The sequence below is a fragment of the Burkholderia perseverans genome (assembly GCF_022870505.1).
Classification (GTDB): Bacteria; Pseudomonadota; Gammaproteobacteria; order Burkholderiales; family Burkholderiaceae; genus Burkholderia; species Burkholderia plantarii.
On sequence record NZ_CP045093.1, the window covers coordinates 653670 to 670488 of the forward strand.

Genomic DNA, 16819 nt, shown 5'->3' on the forward strand with positions numbered 1-16819 from the left:
GCGCCGCTCTGTACCGCACCCTGTCTTGTCTTGTGTATTGAACCCAGCTGAGAGGAGAGAAGAACATGAAACGATTCCTGATCACGGCGGCCTGCGGGCTCGGGATGGCCGTGACGCCGTGGACGGCCGCGCGCGCGGCCGATCCGCAGGCCTGCAAGACGGTGCGCTTCGCCGATGTGGGCTGGAGCGACATCGCGGCCACCACCGGGCTCGCCTCGACGATGCTGGCCGGGCTCGGCTATACGCCGACCAAGACCATCGCCTCGGTGCCGATCACGTTCGCGGGGATCAAGAGCAAGCAGATCGACGTGTTCCTCGGCTACTGGTCGCCGACCATGGACCCGATCATCGCGCCGTTCACCAGGGCCGGCACGATCAAGGTGCTGGCCACGCCGAACCTGACCGGCGCCAAGTACACGCTGGCGGTGCCCGACTACGTCTATCAGGGCGGCCTGAAATCGTTCGCCGACATCCAGAAGTACGCCGACAAGCTTGATGGCAAGATCTACGGCATCGAGCCCGGCAACGACGGCAACGCGCTGATCCGCAAGATGATCGACGGCAACCAGTACGGGCTCGGCAAGTTCAAGCTGGTGGAGTCGAGCGAGGCGGGCATGCTGGTGGAGGTGAACCGCGCGATCCGCAACAAGCAGTGGATCGTGTTCCTCGGCTGGGAACCGCATCCGATGAACGTGCAGTTCAAGATGGACTACCTGACGGGCGGCGACGACGTGTTCGGTCCGAACTTCGGCGAGGCGCGCGTGCTGACGGCCACGCCGCCCGACTACGCGGCGCGCTGCCCGAACGTGGCTAAGTTCGTGTCGAACCTGCAGTTCAGCACCCAGATCGAGAACCACGTGATGGTGCCGATCATGAACAAGGAGGATCCGAACCAGGCCGCGAACGCATGGCTGAAGGCGAATCCGCAGGTGCTCGACAAGTGGCTGGCCGGCGTGACGACGTTCGACGGCAAGCCGGGGCTGCCGGCCGTGAAGCGCTATCTGGGCGTGCAGTGAGCGCGGCCCGGCGCGCGTCCCCCGAGGCGCGCAGGGGCTTGGTCCAGACTCAGACCGGGATCGAGCCGCCGCGCAACCGGATCCCGAGCCGGATCAGCTGAACGATGCCGGCCGACAGCCACTGCAGGCGCAGCGGCAGGTCGCGGCGGCGGATGTCGAGCAGCAGCACGATCCGCACGCTGTCGCTGTCGTTCCAGACCTCGTGTTCGAAGGTGTCGTCCCACAGCAGGAACTGGCCGTCGTGGAGCCGGTAATCGCGGCCGTCCACCTTCAGCACGGCGGCGGGCGTGCCGTCGTCGCGCTTCGGCATCGACAGCACCAGATAGCCGCGCAGCACGCCGCGAAACGGCCCGCGATGCGGCGGGATGTGCTTGCCCGGCGCGAGGAACGACAGCGAGGCCGACAGCACGTCGGGCGAAGCGTCGACGATCTCGGTGATCCGCGGGCAGCGCGCGCGGTTCTTCGCGAAGCGCACGCCGTAGGCTTGCATGATGAACATGCGCCAGTCGCGATTGTCGTTCGCGGAGATGTCGGCCTGCTCGCTCATGATGTCGTGGAAGCGCGGGATGCGCGGCAGGTCGCGCGCCACCTCGAGCGCTTCCGCGCGAATCTCGCGCCATGCGCCGGCAAAGCGCGCCGCGTCGGGGAACGCGGCGCTCTCGAGCACCGCGCCGTTTTCGATGTGGCGGTCGTACAACGAACGAAGCAGATCGGTGGCGTAGTCGTAGACGGCGGACATGATCCTGTAACGTCGGGGCAATCCCGGACATACTGCCCCATTCCGGGCGGACATCGGGTTACGTCAGGTTACGCCCGCTAACGAAAAGGTGACTGGCGCCGGCCGGCCGGCGCCGGCGGTGCGAAGGAATGTCGTATCGGCGCGGGGCGGTTCGTGGACTAGAGTCGGAGGGCGGCGCGCCAGATGCCGCCGGACCACCACGGACGACACTCACCATGGCCAAGAAATTCCCCCTGCATCCCCTGCACCCGGAACGGGTCTGCTGGGGATGCGACAACTATTGCCCCACCAGCGCGATGCGCTGCGGTAACGGTTCCAGCCGCACCCAGCATCCGTGCGAGCTGCTCGGCGACGACTGGTATCGCTACGGCGACTGGGGCATCGAGGATGATGCCGCCACCACCGAGACTGGCGAAGCCGCGGCCACCGACACCGGCGCCAACACCGGGAAGGAGCGGTAGCCGCCGGCAGGAAAAAGATACCGATGCCGCGCACCGGCGCGGTGCGCCTAGCGCTCGTGCAGGCTCCCCTGCATGCTTTCCACGAGCGGGCCGAGCAGATAGTGGGCAACGCTTTGCTTGCCGGTCTTGATTTCGGCTTTCACCGTCATGCCCGGCGTGAGCGAGATCCAGCGATCGTCGATCTGCATGCGGTTCGCCTGCAGCCGCACGCGCACCGTGAACACGAGCCCGAGTTTCCGGTCCTGCACGGCGTCGTTCGACAGATCGACCACGGTGCCTTCGAGCGTGCCGTAGCGCGTGTACGGGAACGCATCGAGCTTGACCGTCGCGTGCTGCCCGATCTTCAGGAAGCCGACATCCTTGTTTTCCACCGTCGCATCGACTTCGAGTGCCTCGTCGGGCACGATTTCCATCAACGCCTGTGCCGTGGTGACGACGCCGCCGAGCGTATGCGTGGCGAGCTGCTGGATCGTGCCGTCGACGGGGGCCGTCAGGCTCAGCAGCGCCTTGCGCGTGCGTGCCTTGGTCTCGTCGTTGCTGCTCTGGGTCAGCTGCTCGGTGGCTTTCTCCAGATCGTCCAGGCGCTCGCGACGGAACTGCGAGATCGTCTGCGCGATATCCGACTGCTGCTCGGTGATGCCGGCGGCCAGTTCGCGCGCGTGGCTGCGCTGCGCGGCCAGTTCGTGTTCCTGGTTGAGCGCGGCCTGCTCCTTGTCGAGGTAGTCGCTCTTCGCCACGTACTTGTCGACGGAAAGCGCCTGGTAGTCGTTCGCCTGGGCGCGTGCGAGCGGCGCCGTCGCGGCGAGCTTGGCGATCTCCTGCCGGGTGCTGTCGAGTTCGGCCTCGCGCTTGGCCAGCTCGGCGCGTGCGGAGGCCAGCTTGTCCTCGTATTCGCGGTAGAGGCCGTCGACCAGATGCTGCGCTTCGGCCTGGCGGCTGGCCGAGGCGCCGTCGATGCCCGACACCACCGGCGCCCGGTCGTCCCGCACGGCGTCGAGCAGGGCCTGCGAGCGCGCGGCGGCGAACGCGGCGTCGAAGCGGGCCGATTTCGCGTTCTCCTCGTCGGCGGCGGCCTGCGTGGTGTCGAGCTTCACGAGCAGGTCGCCGGCCTTCACGCGCTGGCCGTCGCGCACCGCGATTTCCCTGACCACGCCGGTCAGCGCCGGTTGAATCACCTTGACCCGCGCGTTCGGCACGAGCTTGCCGGACGCGGTGGCGACGATGTCGAGCTTCGCGAAACAGGCGATCAGGATCGCGATCACCACGAGCAGCATGATCAGGCGCGCCGTCCAGCGCGGGGCGGGATGCACCGGCGTTTCGACGAGTTCGAGATGGGCCGGCTGAAACGCGAGTTCGTAGTCGAGCTTGGCCGGGCCATCCAGTTGCCGGCGGACATCCCACGCTGCCTGCCAGACGGCGCGGTAGCGACGCGTCAGGTCGAGCAGGGCCTGCAGGCGCATTGACATGAGTTTCATCCGTGTTGCAGCGAGAGCAGATGGGCGTAGTAGCCGCCCGAAGCCTGCAGCGTGTCGTGGGTGCCGTGCTCGATGATGCGCCCCTTGTCCATCGCGAAGATCTGGTCCGCGTGGCGGACGGTGCTGAGCCGGTGCGCGATGATGATCACGGTGCGTCCGGCGCAGATCGCGCGCATGTTGTTCTGGATGACGCGTTCGGTTTCGAAGTCGAGCGCGCTGGTCGCCTCGTCGAAGATCAGGATGCGCGGATTGGTCAGCAATGCGCGCGCGATGGCGATGCGCTGGCGCTGGCCGCCGGACAGGTTGCCGCCGTGTTCCTCGATCTCGGTATCGTAGGCTTGGGGGAGTTCGCAGATGAAATCATGCGCGCCCGCCAGCTTCGCCGCCTGGATCACGGCCGCCATCGGCGCGCCCGGGTCCGAGAGCGCGATGTTTTCACGAACCGAGCGATTGAACAGGTAGTTTTCCTGGAGCACCACGCCGATGTGCCGCCGCAGCCATGCCGGATCAGTCAGCGCGAGATCGATGCCGTCGATCCGGACGGTGCCGTGCTCCGGCACGTAGAGACGCTGCAGCAGCTTGGTGAGCGTGCTCTTGCCCGAACCCGAACGCCCGACGATGCCGATCACCTGGCCGGCGCGGATCTCGAGCGAGAGATCGTCGAGGATCGGCTTGCCGTCTGGGCGATAGCGGAACCGCACCTGCTCGAAGTGGATGTGGCCCGTGAGCGGCGGCATGGCCTGCGTGCTCTGCCTCAGCTCGGTGCGCGTGTTCAGGATGTCACCGAGCCGGCTCATCGAAATGCCGACCTGCTGGAAATCCTGCCAGAGCTGCGCGAGCCGCAGCACGGGCGCCGCCACGCGCTGGGACATCATGTTGAACGCGATCAGTTCGCCGATCGTCAGCCTGCCGTCGATCACGAGCCTGGCGCCCAGCAGCAGCGTGGCGAGCGACACCAGCTTGCCGATGTACTGGATCACCTGCTGGCCGATGTTGCTCAGTTGCGTGACGCGGAAACCCGATGCCACGTAGGCGGCCAGCTGCATTTCCCATTTCTTCGCGAACTGCGGCTCGACCGACATCGCCTTGACGGTTTCCACGCCCGACACGGCCTCGACGAGGAACGACTGATTGTCCGCGCCGCGCGCGAACTTCTCGTTCAGGCGCTGCCGCAGGGCAGGCACGAGCGCGGCCGAGACGCCGGCATACAACGGCAGCGACGCCACCACCACGAGCGTGAGCCAGACGCTGTAGAAGCACATGACGGCGATGAACACGATCGAGAAGAACAGGTCGATGACGGCGGTCAGCGCCTGGCCGGTCAGGAAGTTGCGGATGTTCTCGAGCTCGCGCACGCGCGCGATCGTGGCGCCCACGCGCCGCGTGCCGAAATAGGGCAGCGGCAGCGCGATCAGGTGGCGGAACAATCGTGCGCCGAGCTCGACGTCGATGCGATTGGTGGTGTGCGAGAAGATGAAGTTGCGCAGCGCCGTGAGGATCACCTCGAACGTCGAGCAGACGAACAGCGTCATGCCGACCACGGCGAGCGTGTTGAAGGTGCGGCTGACCAGCACCTTGTCCATGATCACCTGGAACATCAGCGGCGTCACGAGGCCGAACACCTGCAGCACGAGGGAGATCGCGAAGACTTCCAGCAGCAGGCGGCGGTACTTGACGACGGCCGGGATGAACCAGGAGAAGTCGAATTTCGCGAGCGCGCCGGTCAGCGAGGCGCGCGAGGCGAATACGAGCATGCGGCCGGTCGAGCGGCGCGCGACGTCGTCGGCCGACAGCAGCACCGGTTTGGTCGAGCCGGCCTCGAAGGCCAGCAGCGCCTCGCCGTCCTTGCGGGCGGCGATGAAATGCCGGCCGTCCTGATCGAGGCAGAGCGCCGGCAGCGGCGTGCGATCGATGCGCTCGAGGTTGAACGGCACGACGCGCGCCTTCAGGCCGATCGAGCGGGCGGTGAGGATCAGGGCCTCGCTGTCGAACGGCTGGTCGCCGCGGGCCGCGGCGTGGCGAAGCTGGGCGGCATCGGTGGCGATGCCGTGAAATCGCGCGATGACGACGAGGCAGGCGAGGGCCGGGTCGTCCCCGGCGCGCTCGATTTCGGTGTTGTTGTCGGGAGCGTTCACTACGATCTCTTGTTACCTCGGTCTCCCGCCCGGGCGGGCCCCGGGTGGGGCGCCGCCGGATCTGGTCCGACTGGTTGCGTGGGCGTGTCGGCGCCCACGCGGTGCGTGCTTAGTGGGAGGCCGCGATCAGTTGCGTGTGCAGCGAGGTCGTATCGACGGGCGCGCTGATCGAACCGACGCCGTCCGCCGTGCCGCCCGACATCGCCTGGATCAGTGCCGCGGTCTGTGCCGACGCGCCATACAGCGTGCCGATGGCGTGCAGATCCGTTTGATCCAGCGTTTGATTCGAGGACATCAGATCGTAGTTCATGATGTCGTGGGCCGCGCTGGCGACGCTGGTATCGAGGCTCCCACCCGTTGTCGACGTGTCCGAACCCTGGGCCGGGGCGGACGCCGTGTTGATCGACTCGGCGCGGGAGGCGGCCTGAACGCCGGAGGCGCTATTGCCCGCGTCCTCGACGTTGCTGGCGGTCGATTGGCTGGCCGTGGCGTAAATGATCGTGTTGTTGGTCCCGTTGTCGATGACCGTGCTGCCGACGGCGACAGTGATCGTGTTGTTCGAGCCGTAGACGGTGAGCGACGAATCGGCGTCCACGTAGATCGTGTCGGAGGTGCCGGTGAGGCTGTCGTTCTGGCCGGTGATGTTGATGGTACTTCCGGTACCGGAAATGGCGAGCGTGTTGTCGTTGCCGTTGACGCTGGTCACGCTGTTGCTGCCGTTCTCGATCGTGTTGCCCGACCCGTTGACGGTGATCGACGATGCGTCGATACCGCCGATCGCATCGCCGGAGCCGTTGATCACGTCGTTCTGGCCGGCAATGCCGACGGTGCTGCCGGTGCCGGAGAGGGTCAGCGTATCGTTGGCGCCGTAGATGGTGATCGCGCTGCCGTTACCGTCGGCGATCGTGTTGCCCGAACCTTCCACGATGAGCGAAGACGAATCGGCCCCGAAGATCGAGGCATTGGCTGCGGCGATCACATCGTTCTGGCCGTCGACGTGGACGGCGCTGCCGGTGCCGGTGCCCGTGAGGGTCACCTTGTCGTTGCTGCCGGTGATCGTGGTGGTGCTGTTGTCGGCATTGGTGATCGTGTCGTCCGAGCCATTGACGATGATCGACGACCCGTCGATACCGGAGATCGAGTCGCCGGAGCCGTTGACCACGTCGTTCCGGCCGGCGATGCCGACGGAACTGCCGGTGCCGGAGAGGGTCACCTGATCGTTGGTGCCGTAGATAGTGGTCGCGCTGTCGCTGCCGTTGCCGATCATGTTGCCCGAGCCTTCCACGATGAGCGACGACGAATCGACGCCGGAGATCGAGTCGTTGTCTCCAGCAACGACATCGTTCTGGCCGCTGACGTTGGCGGTGTTGCCGGTGCCGGCGAGCGTGAGCGTGTTGTTGTCGCCGGTCACGGTGGTGGTGCTGCCGCCGCCGTTGGCGATTGCGTTGCCCGAACCGGTGACGGTAAGCGTCAGATTCGCGTCGTCCTGAATCGTGCTGGACGAGCCGTTGACGGTGGCGTTCTGGCCGTCGACGTTGACGGTGCCGCCGGTGCCGGCGAGCGTGATCGTGTCGTTGTCGCCGACGACGGTGGTGGTGCTGTTGCTGCCGTTGGCGATCGTGTTCGTCGAGCCGTTGACGGTGATCGACGCGCCGTCGGCGCCCGTGATCGTGTCGGACGAGCCGTTGATGGTGGCGTTCTGGCCGTCGACGTTGACGGTGCCGCCGGTGCCGGCGAGCGCGAGCGTGTTGCCGTCGCCGGTGATGGTGGTGCTGCTGCCGGCGCCGTTGGCGATTGCGTTGCCCGAACCGGTGACGGTGAGCGACAGGTTCGCGTCGTCCTGAATCGTGCTGGACGAGCCGTTGACGGTGGCGTTCTGGCCGTTGACGTTGACGATGCTGCCGGTGCCGCTGAGCGTGAGCGTGTCGTCGTCGCCGACGATGTTGGTGGTGCTGTTGCTGCCGTTGGCGATCGTGTTCGTCGAGCCGTTGACGGTGATCGACGCGCCGTCGGCGCCGGAGATCGAGTCGGACGAGCCGTTGATGGTGTCGTCCTGTCCGCTGACATGGACGGTGCTGCCCGTGCCGCTGAGCGTCAGCGTATTGCCGTTGCCGTTCACGGTGGTGGTGCTGGCATCGCCGTTGGCGATCGTGTCGTTCAAGCCGTTGACGATGATCGACGAATTGGCGGCACCCGTGATCATGTCACCCGACGCGTTGATCCTATCGTTCTGCCCGGACACGTTGACCACGCCGCCCGCGCCGGTCAGCGTGATCGTGTCGCCATTGCCGGATGCATTGACGGTGTCGTCGGCCCCGTCGATCGCGAGATCGTCCTGGCTGCCGACCTGCACGGTGATGCCGCCGCCGTCGACCACGACGCTGGCGTTGTCGTCGAGCTGGACGCTGCCGGTCGCGCCGGCGGCGAACTTGACGGTGTCGAGGTTCGCGCGGTCCGCGCCCTGGCCGTTGCCGCCTACCTCGACGCTGTTGCTGGCGCCGCTCAGGTTGAGGGTGCTGGCGCTGACGGTCGCGCTGATGGCGTCCTGCCCGGCGGCGTCGATCGTCAGGCCGCTGCCGGTGATCGCCACGCGCGAGTCGCTGTCGACGTTGACGGTGCCGTTCGCACCGTCGGTAAAGCTGATCGAATCGAGATCGGCGTCGCTCGCGGCCTGGCCGTTGCCGCCGATCGTCACCTGGCTGGCGGGGCCGCCCTCATCGCCGCTCTCCGAGGCCGCGCCGATGGTGGCGCTGTTGCCGCTTCCCGTCAGCGTCGCGACCACGCCGGCGCCGGCGGCGAGTGTGTTGCCCGACCCTTCGATGTCGACCGATCCGGAGCCGGTCACGTCGGTCACGGCGTTGTCGTCACCCACGACCTCGGCGGACACGGAGCCCTGCGCGAGCTGGATGGCGTCGCCCGACGCATTGGCCTGATTGCCGGAGCCGGCGAACGTGAAGGTGTTGCCGGCCGCCGAGCTGAAGGCGACGTTGTCGTCGCCCGTGATGCTGAGCGCGTTGCCGGTTCCGAAGACCGACGCCGAATTCGACGAGCCATTGAGGGTGGCCGTGGTGTTGCCCTGCGCGATGATCGTCGCGTCGGACACCGTGGCGCTCACGCCGCTGCCGCTGAGGGTCAGCGTCTGGATGACGCCGTCGGACGTTTCCGTGCCGCTGGCACTGCCGACGACGACCCCCGTCGCCGACGTGCTCACGCTTTGATTGAAGACGGCGGTGCCGTTGGCCGTGTCGTTGATGGCGGTGACGGTGGTCTGACCCGTGGCCGAATTCACGTCGGTGACGACCTGCGAGGTGATCGCCGTCTGCGCGCTGCTGGTGTAGTCCGTGACCATCGTGTAGGCATCCGTGTCGCTCTCCCACTTTTGCGTCACGATCTTGCCGCTGGAGGACTGGGTGACGACGTCCGGTTGCGACGAGGTGGTGACGGCGACGTCCGGCAACGCGAGGTCGGAGGTCTGGTCGGAGAGGTTCAGGCCCGTGAACAACTGGGCGGAACCGGTGATGCTCGAGCCGACGTCGTCCGGCAGCAGGCCGGCGCTCCCCAACACCACGGCCACCGAGGCCACGGCCGCGGCCAGTGCCAACGCATCCGAGGTGGCGATGCTCGCGCCGCCGACGGTCACCGTGGTCGCTCCGCTCGCCTGCGCCGCGGCCAGCGAGGTCAGCAGCCCGTCATTCACCAGTGCCGCGACATCACTCTCCAATGCGCCGAGCGTGCTGTTCGACACGACACCGCCTGCCGTCTGCTCGCTCACGGCCTGCCCGATATCGGCGAGCAAGGCGGTGCCCTCTGCCAGATCTCCTGCCTTGCCGAGCACGTTCGAGAGCAACTGGAGCCCGTCCAGCGCGTTTCCCGTCAATTGCACGCCGTTACCCGATGCGGTGACGATGCCCGGATTGGCGACGTCGTCGACGTTCGCGCCGCTGCTCACCGAGGAGAGCCATTGGTTGATCAAGCTCAGGCCGGATTGGGTGACTGCGTTTACTGAAGTCATGAAAGGGTCCTGGGTCAGCGGATGCGCGGGTCGTGGTTCACGGATGCGGTGTGCCGGATCATTTGGCAGGCAGCGGAATCCGGGTGAGTGGTGTCGCGATTGGAGAGACTGGCGGTCTGCCCGGACAGGGCTGTCGTACAGTCAAGTTAATCTAATGCAGGCTTGGAAATGCTTGCTCGTCGAAACATGAATCAATGAAGCATGCCCATTCGGCCGGCAGTCAAGGATTGCGATAAGAAAATCGCCGTGCCGATGCGATGGAGGATTGTTATTCGATGATATGTCGCCGATGTGTCGTCGCTCCTCAGCGAGGTGGGCGCACGGCCCGTGACGAGGCGGAATACGGCGCGTAGACCGAAAGGTAGCGATGCAACGTCGCGCGGATCGGCGACCAGGGCGCCGGACCGGAGGCACTCCGGATTCGTTGTTATTCCCGACTCGATACGCCTGCCGCTTTACCAGCCCCGATTGCCGCATTATTCGCTTGCCTTTGCATGCTGTTGTCGCGCGTCAATTTAACAAAGCGCATTTTCAGTCGCAAGACTTTTTATGCTAAATCGGAGTGATGTCGATCGGTAATGTATTTGAATTTTTATTGAAAGATAAATGAATCAATGCCGCAATGAGGTGGCGAAAACCGGCGGCCGGGCCTGAATCAGGCAACGACATCAATCTTAATCTGCATCAAAACGGCAAGCCCGACCGCGAAACATCATAAAAAAAGATGCATGGGTCACGCATCTTGAAGCGGGCGAGACGCCCCGGTGGTCGGACACGTCGTTCGCCGCCGCTCGCGCCGACCCGCACCCCACGATCGAACAAGGAGAGCAACGTGTTTTGCTACCAATGCGAGCAGACCGACCGGACCGGCGCGCGGCCCGGATGCGCGTCGGCGAAAGGCAACTGCGGCAAGGATGCGACGACGGCCGACCTGCAGGACCTGCTGGTCCATGCGGTGAAGGGCATCGCCCAGTATGGCGCGCTCGCGCGCCGGCTCGGCGAGCCCGATCGCGAGGCCGAGCGCTTCGTGCTGTACGCGATGTTCACGACGCTGACCAATGTGAATTTTCATGCGGCACGCTTCGTCGCCATGCTGCGCGAAGCGGCGCAGATCCGCGATCGCGTGAAGGCCGCCTGCGAAGCGAAGGCGCGTGCAACCGGGCAGGACGTGCCGGCGCTGCCGGGGCCGGCCGCCTGGCAGCCGGCCGACGATCTAACCGGCCTGCTGGCGCAGGCGGCGGCGGTGGGCATCGAGGCCGGCGCGGACGAGGTGGGCGAGGACGTGATCGGCCTGCGCGCGCTGGTGCTGTACGGCCTGAAGGGCGTCTGCGCCTATGCCCACCATGCGCGCGTGCTCGGCTACGAGCGCGACGAAGTGTTCGCGGGCGTGGAGGCAGCGCTGGTGTCGCTCGCGGCCGCACCCACCGACATCACCGCGCTGCTCGGCCAGGCGCTCGAACTCGGCCGCCTGAACCTGATGGTGCTGGAGCTGCTCGACAACGCGAACACCGGCCGCTTCGGCACGCAGCGGCCCACGGCGGTGCGTGTCTCGCCGGTGGCGGGCAAGGCGATCCTCGTGTCCGGCCACGATCTCGGCGATCTGCACGCGCTGCTCGAACAGACGGCCGGCACCGGCATCCAGGTCTACACGCACGGCGAGATGCTGCCGGCCCATGCCTATCCGATGCTGAAGGCGTTCCCGCATCTGGCCGGCAACTACGGCGGCGCGTGGCAGGACCAGCAGAGCGACTTCGCGCATTTCCCGGGGCCGGTGCTGATGACGTCCAACTGCATCATCGAGCCGCTGCCGCAATACCGGCAGCGGATCTTCACGACCGGGCCGGTGGGCTGGCCCGGCGTGCGCCACCTCGAGCATCACGACTTCTCGATGCTGATCCGCGCGGCGCAGGCGCTGCCCGGCTTCCCGGCCACGGCGCCCGAGCAGACCATCACGGTGGGCTTCGGCCGGCACGCGGTGCTCGGCGTGGCCGATCAGGTGCTGGCCGCGATCAAGGCCGGGCAGATCCGCCACTTCTTCCTGATCGGCGGCTGCGACGGCGCCGCGCCCGGCCGCAACTACTTCACCGAGTTCGCGCAGCAGACGCCGGCCGACACGGTCGTGATGACGCTCGGCTGCAACAAGTACCGCTTCAACCGGCACGCGTTCGGCGAGATCGGCGGCATTCCGCGCCTGCTCGACCTCGGCCAGTGCAACGACAGCTACTCGGCGATCCGGATCGCGACCGCGCTGGCCGGCGAACTTGGTTGCGGCGTGAACGAGCTGCCGCTGTCGTTCGTGGTGTCGTGGTTCGAGCAGAAGGCGGTGGCGGTGCTGCTGACGATGCTCGCGCTCGGCCTGCGCAACATCCACCTCGGGCCGTCGCTGCCGGCGTTCCTCACGCCGGGCGCGCTGGCCGTGCTGGTGGAGCAGTTCGGTATCCGGCCGATCGGCGAAGCGGGCGAGGATCTGGCGGCGGCGCTGGCGCACACGGCCGCGTGAGCGGGGCGGCGCGATGAGCTATCGAATCGAGCTGACGACCCGCGACGGCGCGCGCTTCGACTTCAGCTGCGAGCCTGATCAGGACGTGCTCGCGGCCGCGGCCGAGGCCAGCATCACGCTGCCGTCGCAGTGCCGGCGCGGCAGCTGCGGTGCGTGCCAGGCGAATGCCGTCGACGGCGACTACGCGATGCGCGACTACAGCGCCGACGCGCTGCCGGCCGGCCAGCCCGACGCCGTGCTGCTGTGCCGGACCGTACCGCTCGGCGATCTGCGGCTCACGGCACCCTATGACGCGGCCAAGGTGCTGCTTCATCCGGTGCCGGTGCGTGCCGCGACGATCGCGGCGCTCGACGCGATCGCGGCCGACACGCTGCGCGTCGAGCTGCAGGTGGTGCCCGACGACGTGTCCGGTTCGGCCGTGGAATTCGAGCCGGGCCAGTTCGCGGAGCTGGAGGTGCCGGGCAGCGGCCGGCGCCGGCCATACTCGCTCGCCAACACCAGCAACTGGGACGGCCGGCTCGAATTCCTGATCCGGCTGCGTGCGGGCGGCTGGTTCTCGACCTACCTGCGCGAGCGGGCACGGCCGGGCGACGCGCTGACCGTCCACATGCCGATGGGCGGCTTCGGCCTGTTCGCCGAGAGCCTGCGCCCGCGCTGGTTCGTGGCCGGCGGCACCGGCCTCGCGCCGATCCTGTCGATGCTGCGGCGCATGGCCGAGTATCAGGAACTGGCCGATGCACGGCTGTTCTTCGGCGTGAACCACGAGCGCGAGCTGTTCATGCTCGACGAGCTTGAGCGGCTTCGGGCCGAGCTGCCGCAGCTGCGCGTCGAGCTGTGCGTGTGGCGCGCCGGTGAGGCGTGGGCCGGCTTTCGCGGCACGCCGGCCGAGGCCTTGGGCGCGTCGCTCGCGCAGGCCGGCGCGTCGCCCGATCTCTACGTGTGCGGGCCGCCGCCGCTCGTGCAGGCCGTGCGGCAGACCGCGCTCGCGGCCGGCGTGCCCGACGCGCAGTTCGCGAGCGAGCGCTTTGCCGTGTAGGGGCGCGGGTTGGCGTTGCCCTGCGTGATGAAAAAACCTCGCCGCCGGAGGCCCCGGCGGCGAGGTTTTTGTTTTTGCGCGACGAATGCCGACGGAACGCGGGCTCGCTATCAGCCGCGCTCGTCCTCGAGATAGGCACGGATCACGTCGGCGAACGTCGCGTCGCCGACGAGGCCGAGCGACGCGGCGCGCGCCACGTCCCAGCGGCCCGGCCAGCTGCCGACGATCGCCACCACGCGCGGGTCCACCGCATGGCGGATCTTCGCCACCGGCGCATCGCCGGCCACCTCGCGCAGCGCGTCGATCATCTCGCCGACGCTGACCGAGATCCCCGGCAGGTTGACGATGCGGCGGCCGCCGAGTTGTTCGCCGTCGAGTTCGCAGCCGGCCACCAGCGCGTCGATCGCGCGGCGCGGCGAGAGCAGCCAGAGCCGCGTGTCGAGCGGCACCGGGCAGACCGATTCCTCGCCGTTGAGCGGCTCGCGGATGATGCCGCTCGCGAACGACGAGGCCGCCGCGTTGGGCCGCCCCGGCCGCACGCTGATGGTGGGCAGCCGCAGCACGCGGCCATCCACGAAGCCGCGCCGCGCGTAGTCGCAGAGCAGCAGTTCGGCGATCGCCTTCTGCGTGCCATACGACGATTGCGGATTGAGCGCGGTGTCGTCCTGCACGACTTCGGGCAGCGCGCCGCCATAGACGGCCACCGAGCTCGTGAACACCACGCGCGGGCGGTGGCCGCGCGCGCGACACACGTCCAGCAGCGTGCGCGACGCATCGAGGTTGATGCGCATGCCGAGTTCGAAATCGGCCTCGGCCTGGCCGCTGACGATGGCCGCGAGGTGGAAGATCGCGCCGGTGCGCGTGTCGATCGCGCGCTCCAGCACGGCGCGATCGGCGATGTCGCCGACCAGCGTGGTGACGCGCGCGTCGTCGAAGCCGGTGGCCTCGACCACGTCGAGCAGCATCAGTTCGTCGATGCGCTCGGGCGTGCCGTTCGGGCCGGCGAGTTCGCCGCGGGCGAGCAGTTGGGTGGCGAGGCGGCGGCCGAGGAAGCCGGCGCCGCCGGTGATCAGGACTTTCATGGGCGTGTGCGTGGTCCGGTTGAGGGGCGCGCGACGAGGCGCGCAACAAGGTGCGAAGCGAGGCGCGAAGCGTGGGCGCGGCGGCTCACAGGTACGGGCGCAGCCAGCCGAGGCCGTCGGAGGTGCCGGCCTTCGGCCGGTACTCGCAGCCGATCCAGCCGTCGTAGCCGAGCCGGTCGATCAGCGTGAACAGGTACGGGTAGTTCAGTTCGCCGAGGTCCGGCTCGTGCCGCTCGGGCACGCCGGCCACCTGGATGTGGCCGATGCCGGCGAAGTCGCGTTCGAGCTTCTTCGCGAGGTCGCCCTCGACGATCTGGCAGTGATAGCAGTCGAACTGCACGCGCAGGTTCGGCGCGCCCACTTCGCGGCAGATCGCCTGCGCGTCGTCCTGGCGGTTCAGGAAGTAGCCGGGCATGTCGCGCGGGTTGATCGGCTCGATCAGCACCTGCAGCCCGGCACTCTGCGCGGCCTGCGCCGCATAGGCGAGATTGCGCAGATAGGTGTCGCGGTGGCGCGCGCGGTCGGCGTCGGCGGCCACCAGCCCGGCCATCACGTGCAGCTTGTCGTTGCCGATCACGCGCGCGTAGTCGAGCGCGGTGTCCACGGCGCGGCGGAATTCGTCCTCGCGGTCCGGCAGCGCGGCGATGCCGCGTTCGCCGGCCGCCCAGTCGCCGGGCGGCGCGTTGAACAGCGCCTGCACGAGTCCGGCACCGTCGAGCCGCGCCTTCAGCTCGGCGGCCGGGAACTCGTAGGGGAACAGGTACTCGACCGCCCGGAAGCCGTCGCGCGCGGCGGCGGCGAAGCGTTCGAGGAACGGCTGCTCGTTGTACATCATCGAAAGATTCGCGGCGAAGCGTGGCATGGCGGCGGTTCCATCAGAAGGAGGGAGCGGCGCCGCGCGCGGGGCGTGCCCGGCGCGCGGCGGGGAAAGGTCAGCGCAGCGCGGCGCGGCTCATCGGTTCACGAGCCTGGCGGGCGTCAGCCACACGGCGATCGAGCCGATCACGAGCATGCCGGCCAGCAGGTACATGCCGGACGCGGTGCTGTGCGTCGCGTCGCGCAGGTAGCCGATCACGTAGGGGCTCGCGAAGCCGGCCAGGTTGCCGACCGAGTTGATGATGGCGATGCCGGCCGCGGCCGCGCTGCCGGCGAGGAACGCGGTGGGCAGCGACCAGAACAGCGGCGCGCAGGTCAGCACGCCGCCGGCCGCGATCGACAGGAACACGATCGATACGGCGGTGTTGTGCGGGAACAGCGCAGCCACCGCGAAGCCCACGGTGCCCATCGTCGACGGGATGATCAGGTGCCAGCGGCGCTCGCGGCGGCGGTCCGAGCTGTGGCCGAACAGGTTCATCACGACGATCGCCACCGCGAACGGGATCGCCGAGAGCAGCCCGATCACGAAGGTGTCCTGGATGCCGGTCGATTTCACGAGCGTCGGCATCCAGAACGTGAGGCCGTACTGGCCGGTCACGAACGTGAAGTAGATCAGCGACATCCACCACATGCGCGGATCGGCGAACACGGCGCGCAGCGAATGCGTCTCGTGCGATTTCATGTGCGGCTGCGCGTCGATCTCGTCGATCAGCATCTGCTTCTCGCGCTCGTCCAGCCACTTCGCCTGGCGAATGCCGTTGTCGAGGTAGACCAGCGTGGCCACGCCCACCAGCACGGCCGGCACCGCCTCGATCATGAACATCCACTGCCAGCCGTGGAAGCCCGCGCCGCCGTGGAACTGCTGCATGATCCAGCCCGACAGCGGATTGCCGAAGATCCCCGAGACCGGGATCGCCGACATGAACACCGCGATGATCTTCGCGCGCCGGTGGCTGGGGAACCAGTAGGTCAGGTAGAGGATCACGCCGGGGTAGAAGCCCGCCTCGGCGAGGCCGAGCAGGAAGCGCAGCACGTAGAACTGCGTCGGTGTCCTGACGAATACGAACGCGGCCGACAGCAGGCCCCAGGTGATCATGATCCGCGCGATCCAGACCTTCGCGCCGATCTTGTGCATCAGCAGGTTGCTCGGCAGCTCGAACAGGAAATAGCCGACGAAGAAGATGCCCGCACCGAGCCCGAACACCGTTTCGCTGAACGCCAGATCCTGCGACATCTGCAGCTTCGCGAAGCCGACGTTGACGCGGTCCAGGTAGGCCACCACGTAGCAGAGCATCAGGAACGGCACGATGCGCCAGAACACCTTGCGGTAGGTGGCGTCGAGCACGGCCGGATCGGCTTGGGTCGTGGCGGGCGAAGCCGCGGCTTGGTACGGGGTCATCGTAGTCTCCAGCAGGTTGCGCGCGCCGTATGGTGGACGCGTCGTCGGTGAATCAGGGCGGCGCGTCGGCGTGCGGCGCGAGGGTCAC

The 16819-nt window shown here is 67.6% G+C and carries 11 protein-coding genes; 4 read left to right on the forward strand and 7 right to left on the reverse strand.

The window, feature by feature from the left end:
* Window positions 1-65 precede the first annotated feature (65 nt).
* Entirely contained in the window at window positions 66-1016 is a 951-nt protein-coding gene (locus BpN12_RS02720) for a choline ABC transporter substrate-binding protein (RefSeq protein ID WP_246793750.1), read from the forward strand.
* Window positions 1017-1065: 49 nt separating this feature from the next.
* Here the strand turns inward: BpN12_RS02720 and BpN12_RS02725 are convergent, their stop codons facing one another.
* Window positions 1066-1755, reverse strand: coding sequence for an aspartyl/asparaginyl beta-hydroxylase domain-containing protein (locus tag BpN12_RS02725; RefSeq protein WP_246793751.1), 690 nt, complete (start codon window positions 1753-1755; stop codon window positions 1066-1068).
* Window positions 1756-1970: 215 nt separating this feature from the next.
* On the opposite strand from BpN12_RS02725, the gene BpN12_RS02730 reads away from it, so the two are divergent.
* Window positions 1971-2216, forward strand: a complete 246-nt coding sequence (locus BpN12_RS02730) for a DUF3079 domain-containing protein (protein WP_246793752.1) — start codon at window positions 1971-1973, stop codon at window positions 2214-2216.
* Window positions 2217-2263: 47 nt separating this feature from the next.
* Here BpN12_RS02730 and BpN12_RS02735 read toward each other — a convergent pair whose 3' ends face one another.
* The 3 genes from BpN12_RS02735 to BpN12_RS02745 all read right to left on the reverse strand — a co-directional run bounded on the left by BpN12_RS02735 (window position 2264) and on the right by BpN12_RS02745 (window position 9838).
* Window positions 2264-3682, reverse strand: a complete 1419-nt coding sequence (locus BpN12_RS02735) for an HlyD family type I secretion periplasmic adaptor subunit (protein ID WP_246793753.1) — start codon at window positions 3680-3682, stop codon at window positions 2264-2266.
* A gap of 5 nt (window positions 3683-3687) precedes the next feature.
* The gene (locus BpN12_RS02740) at window positions 3688-5826 is read right to left on the reverse strand and encodes a type I secretion system permease/ATPase (protein WP_246793754.1); all 2139 of its coding nucleotides are present in this window, start codon (window positions 5824-5826) and stop codon (window positions 3688-3690) included.
* 109 nt (window positions 5827-5935) lie between these two features.
* Complete coding sequence (locus BpN12_RS02745) at window positions 5936-9838, reverse strand: beta strand repeat-containing protein (RefSeq protein WP_246793755.1); 3903 nt, start codon at window positions 9836-9838, stop codon at window positions 5936-5938.
* Between the two features lie 832 nt (window positions 9839-10670).
* Here BpN12_RS02745 and hcp point away from each other — a divergent pair.
* Both hcp and BpN12_RS02755 read left to right on the forward strand, forming a co-directional pair.
* Window positions 10671-12338 (forward strand): hydroxylamine reductase, encoded by a 1668-nt coding sequence (gene hcp / locus BpN12_RS02750; RefSeq protein ID WP_246793756.1) that lies wholly within the window; start codon window positions 10671-10673, stop codon window positions 12336-12338.
* 13 nt (window positions 12339-12351) lie between these two features.
* Entirely contained in the window at window positions 12352-13374 is a 1023-nt protein-coding gene (locus tag BpN12_RS02755; RefSeq protein WP_246793757.1) for a 2Fe-2S iron-sulfur cluster-binding protein, read from the forward strand.
* A 110-nt stretch (window positions 13375-13484) separates the two neighbouring features.
* Here BpN12_RS02755 and denD read toward each other — a convergent pair whose 3' ends face one another.
* The 3 genes from denD to BpN12_RS02770 form a co-directional block, all read right to left on the reverse strand.
* On the reverse strand, window positions 13485-14456 hold the full coding sequence (gene denD / locus BpN12_RS02760; protein WP_246793758.1) for a D-erythronate dehydrogenase: 972 nt from the start codon (window positions 14454-14456) through the stop codon (window positions 13485-13487).
* An 85-nt stretch (window positions 14457-14541) separates the two neighbouring features.
* On the reverse strand, window positions 14542-15318 hold the full coding sequence (gene otnI / locus BpN12_RS02765) for a 2-oxo-tetronate isomerase (protein ID WP_246793759.1): 777 nt from the start codon (window positions 15316-15318) through the stop codon (window positions 14542-14544).
* 90 nt (window positions 15319-15408) lie between these two features.
* Window positions 15409-16731: an MFS transporter gene (locus BpN12_RS02770; RefSeq protein WP_246793760.1), complete on the reverse strand. Its 1323-nt coding sequence runs from the start codon at window positions 16729-16731 to the stop codon at window positions 15409-15411.
* Window positions 16732-16819 lie beyond the last annotated feature (88 nt).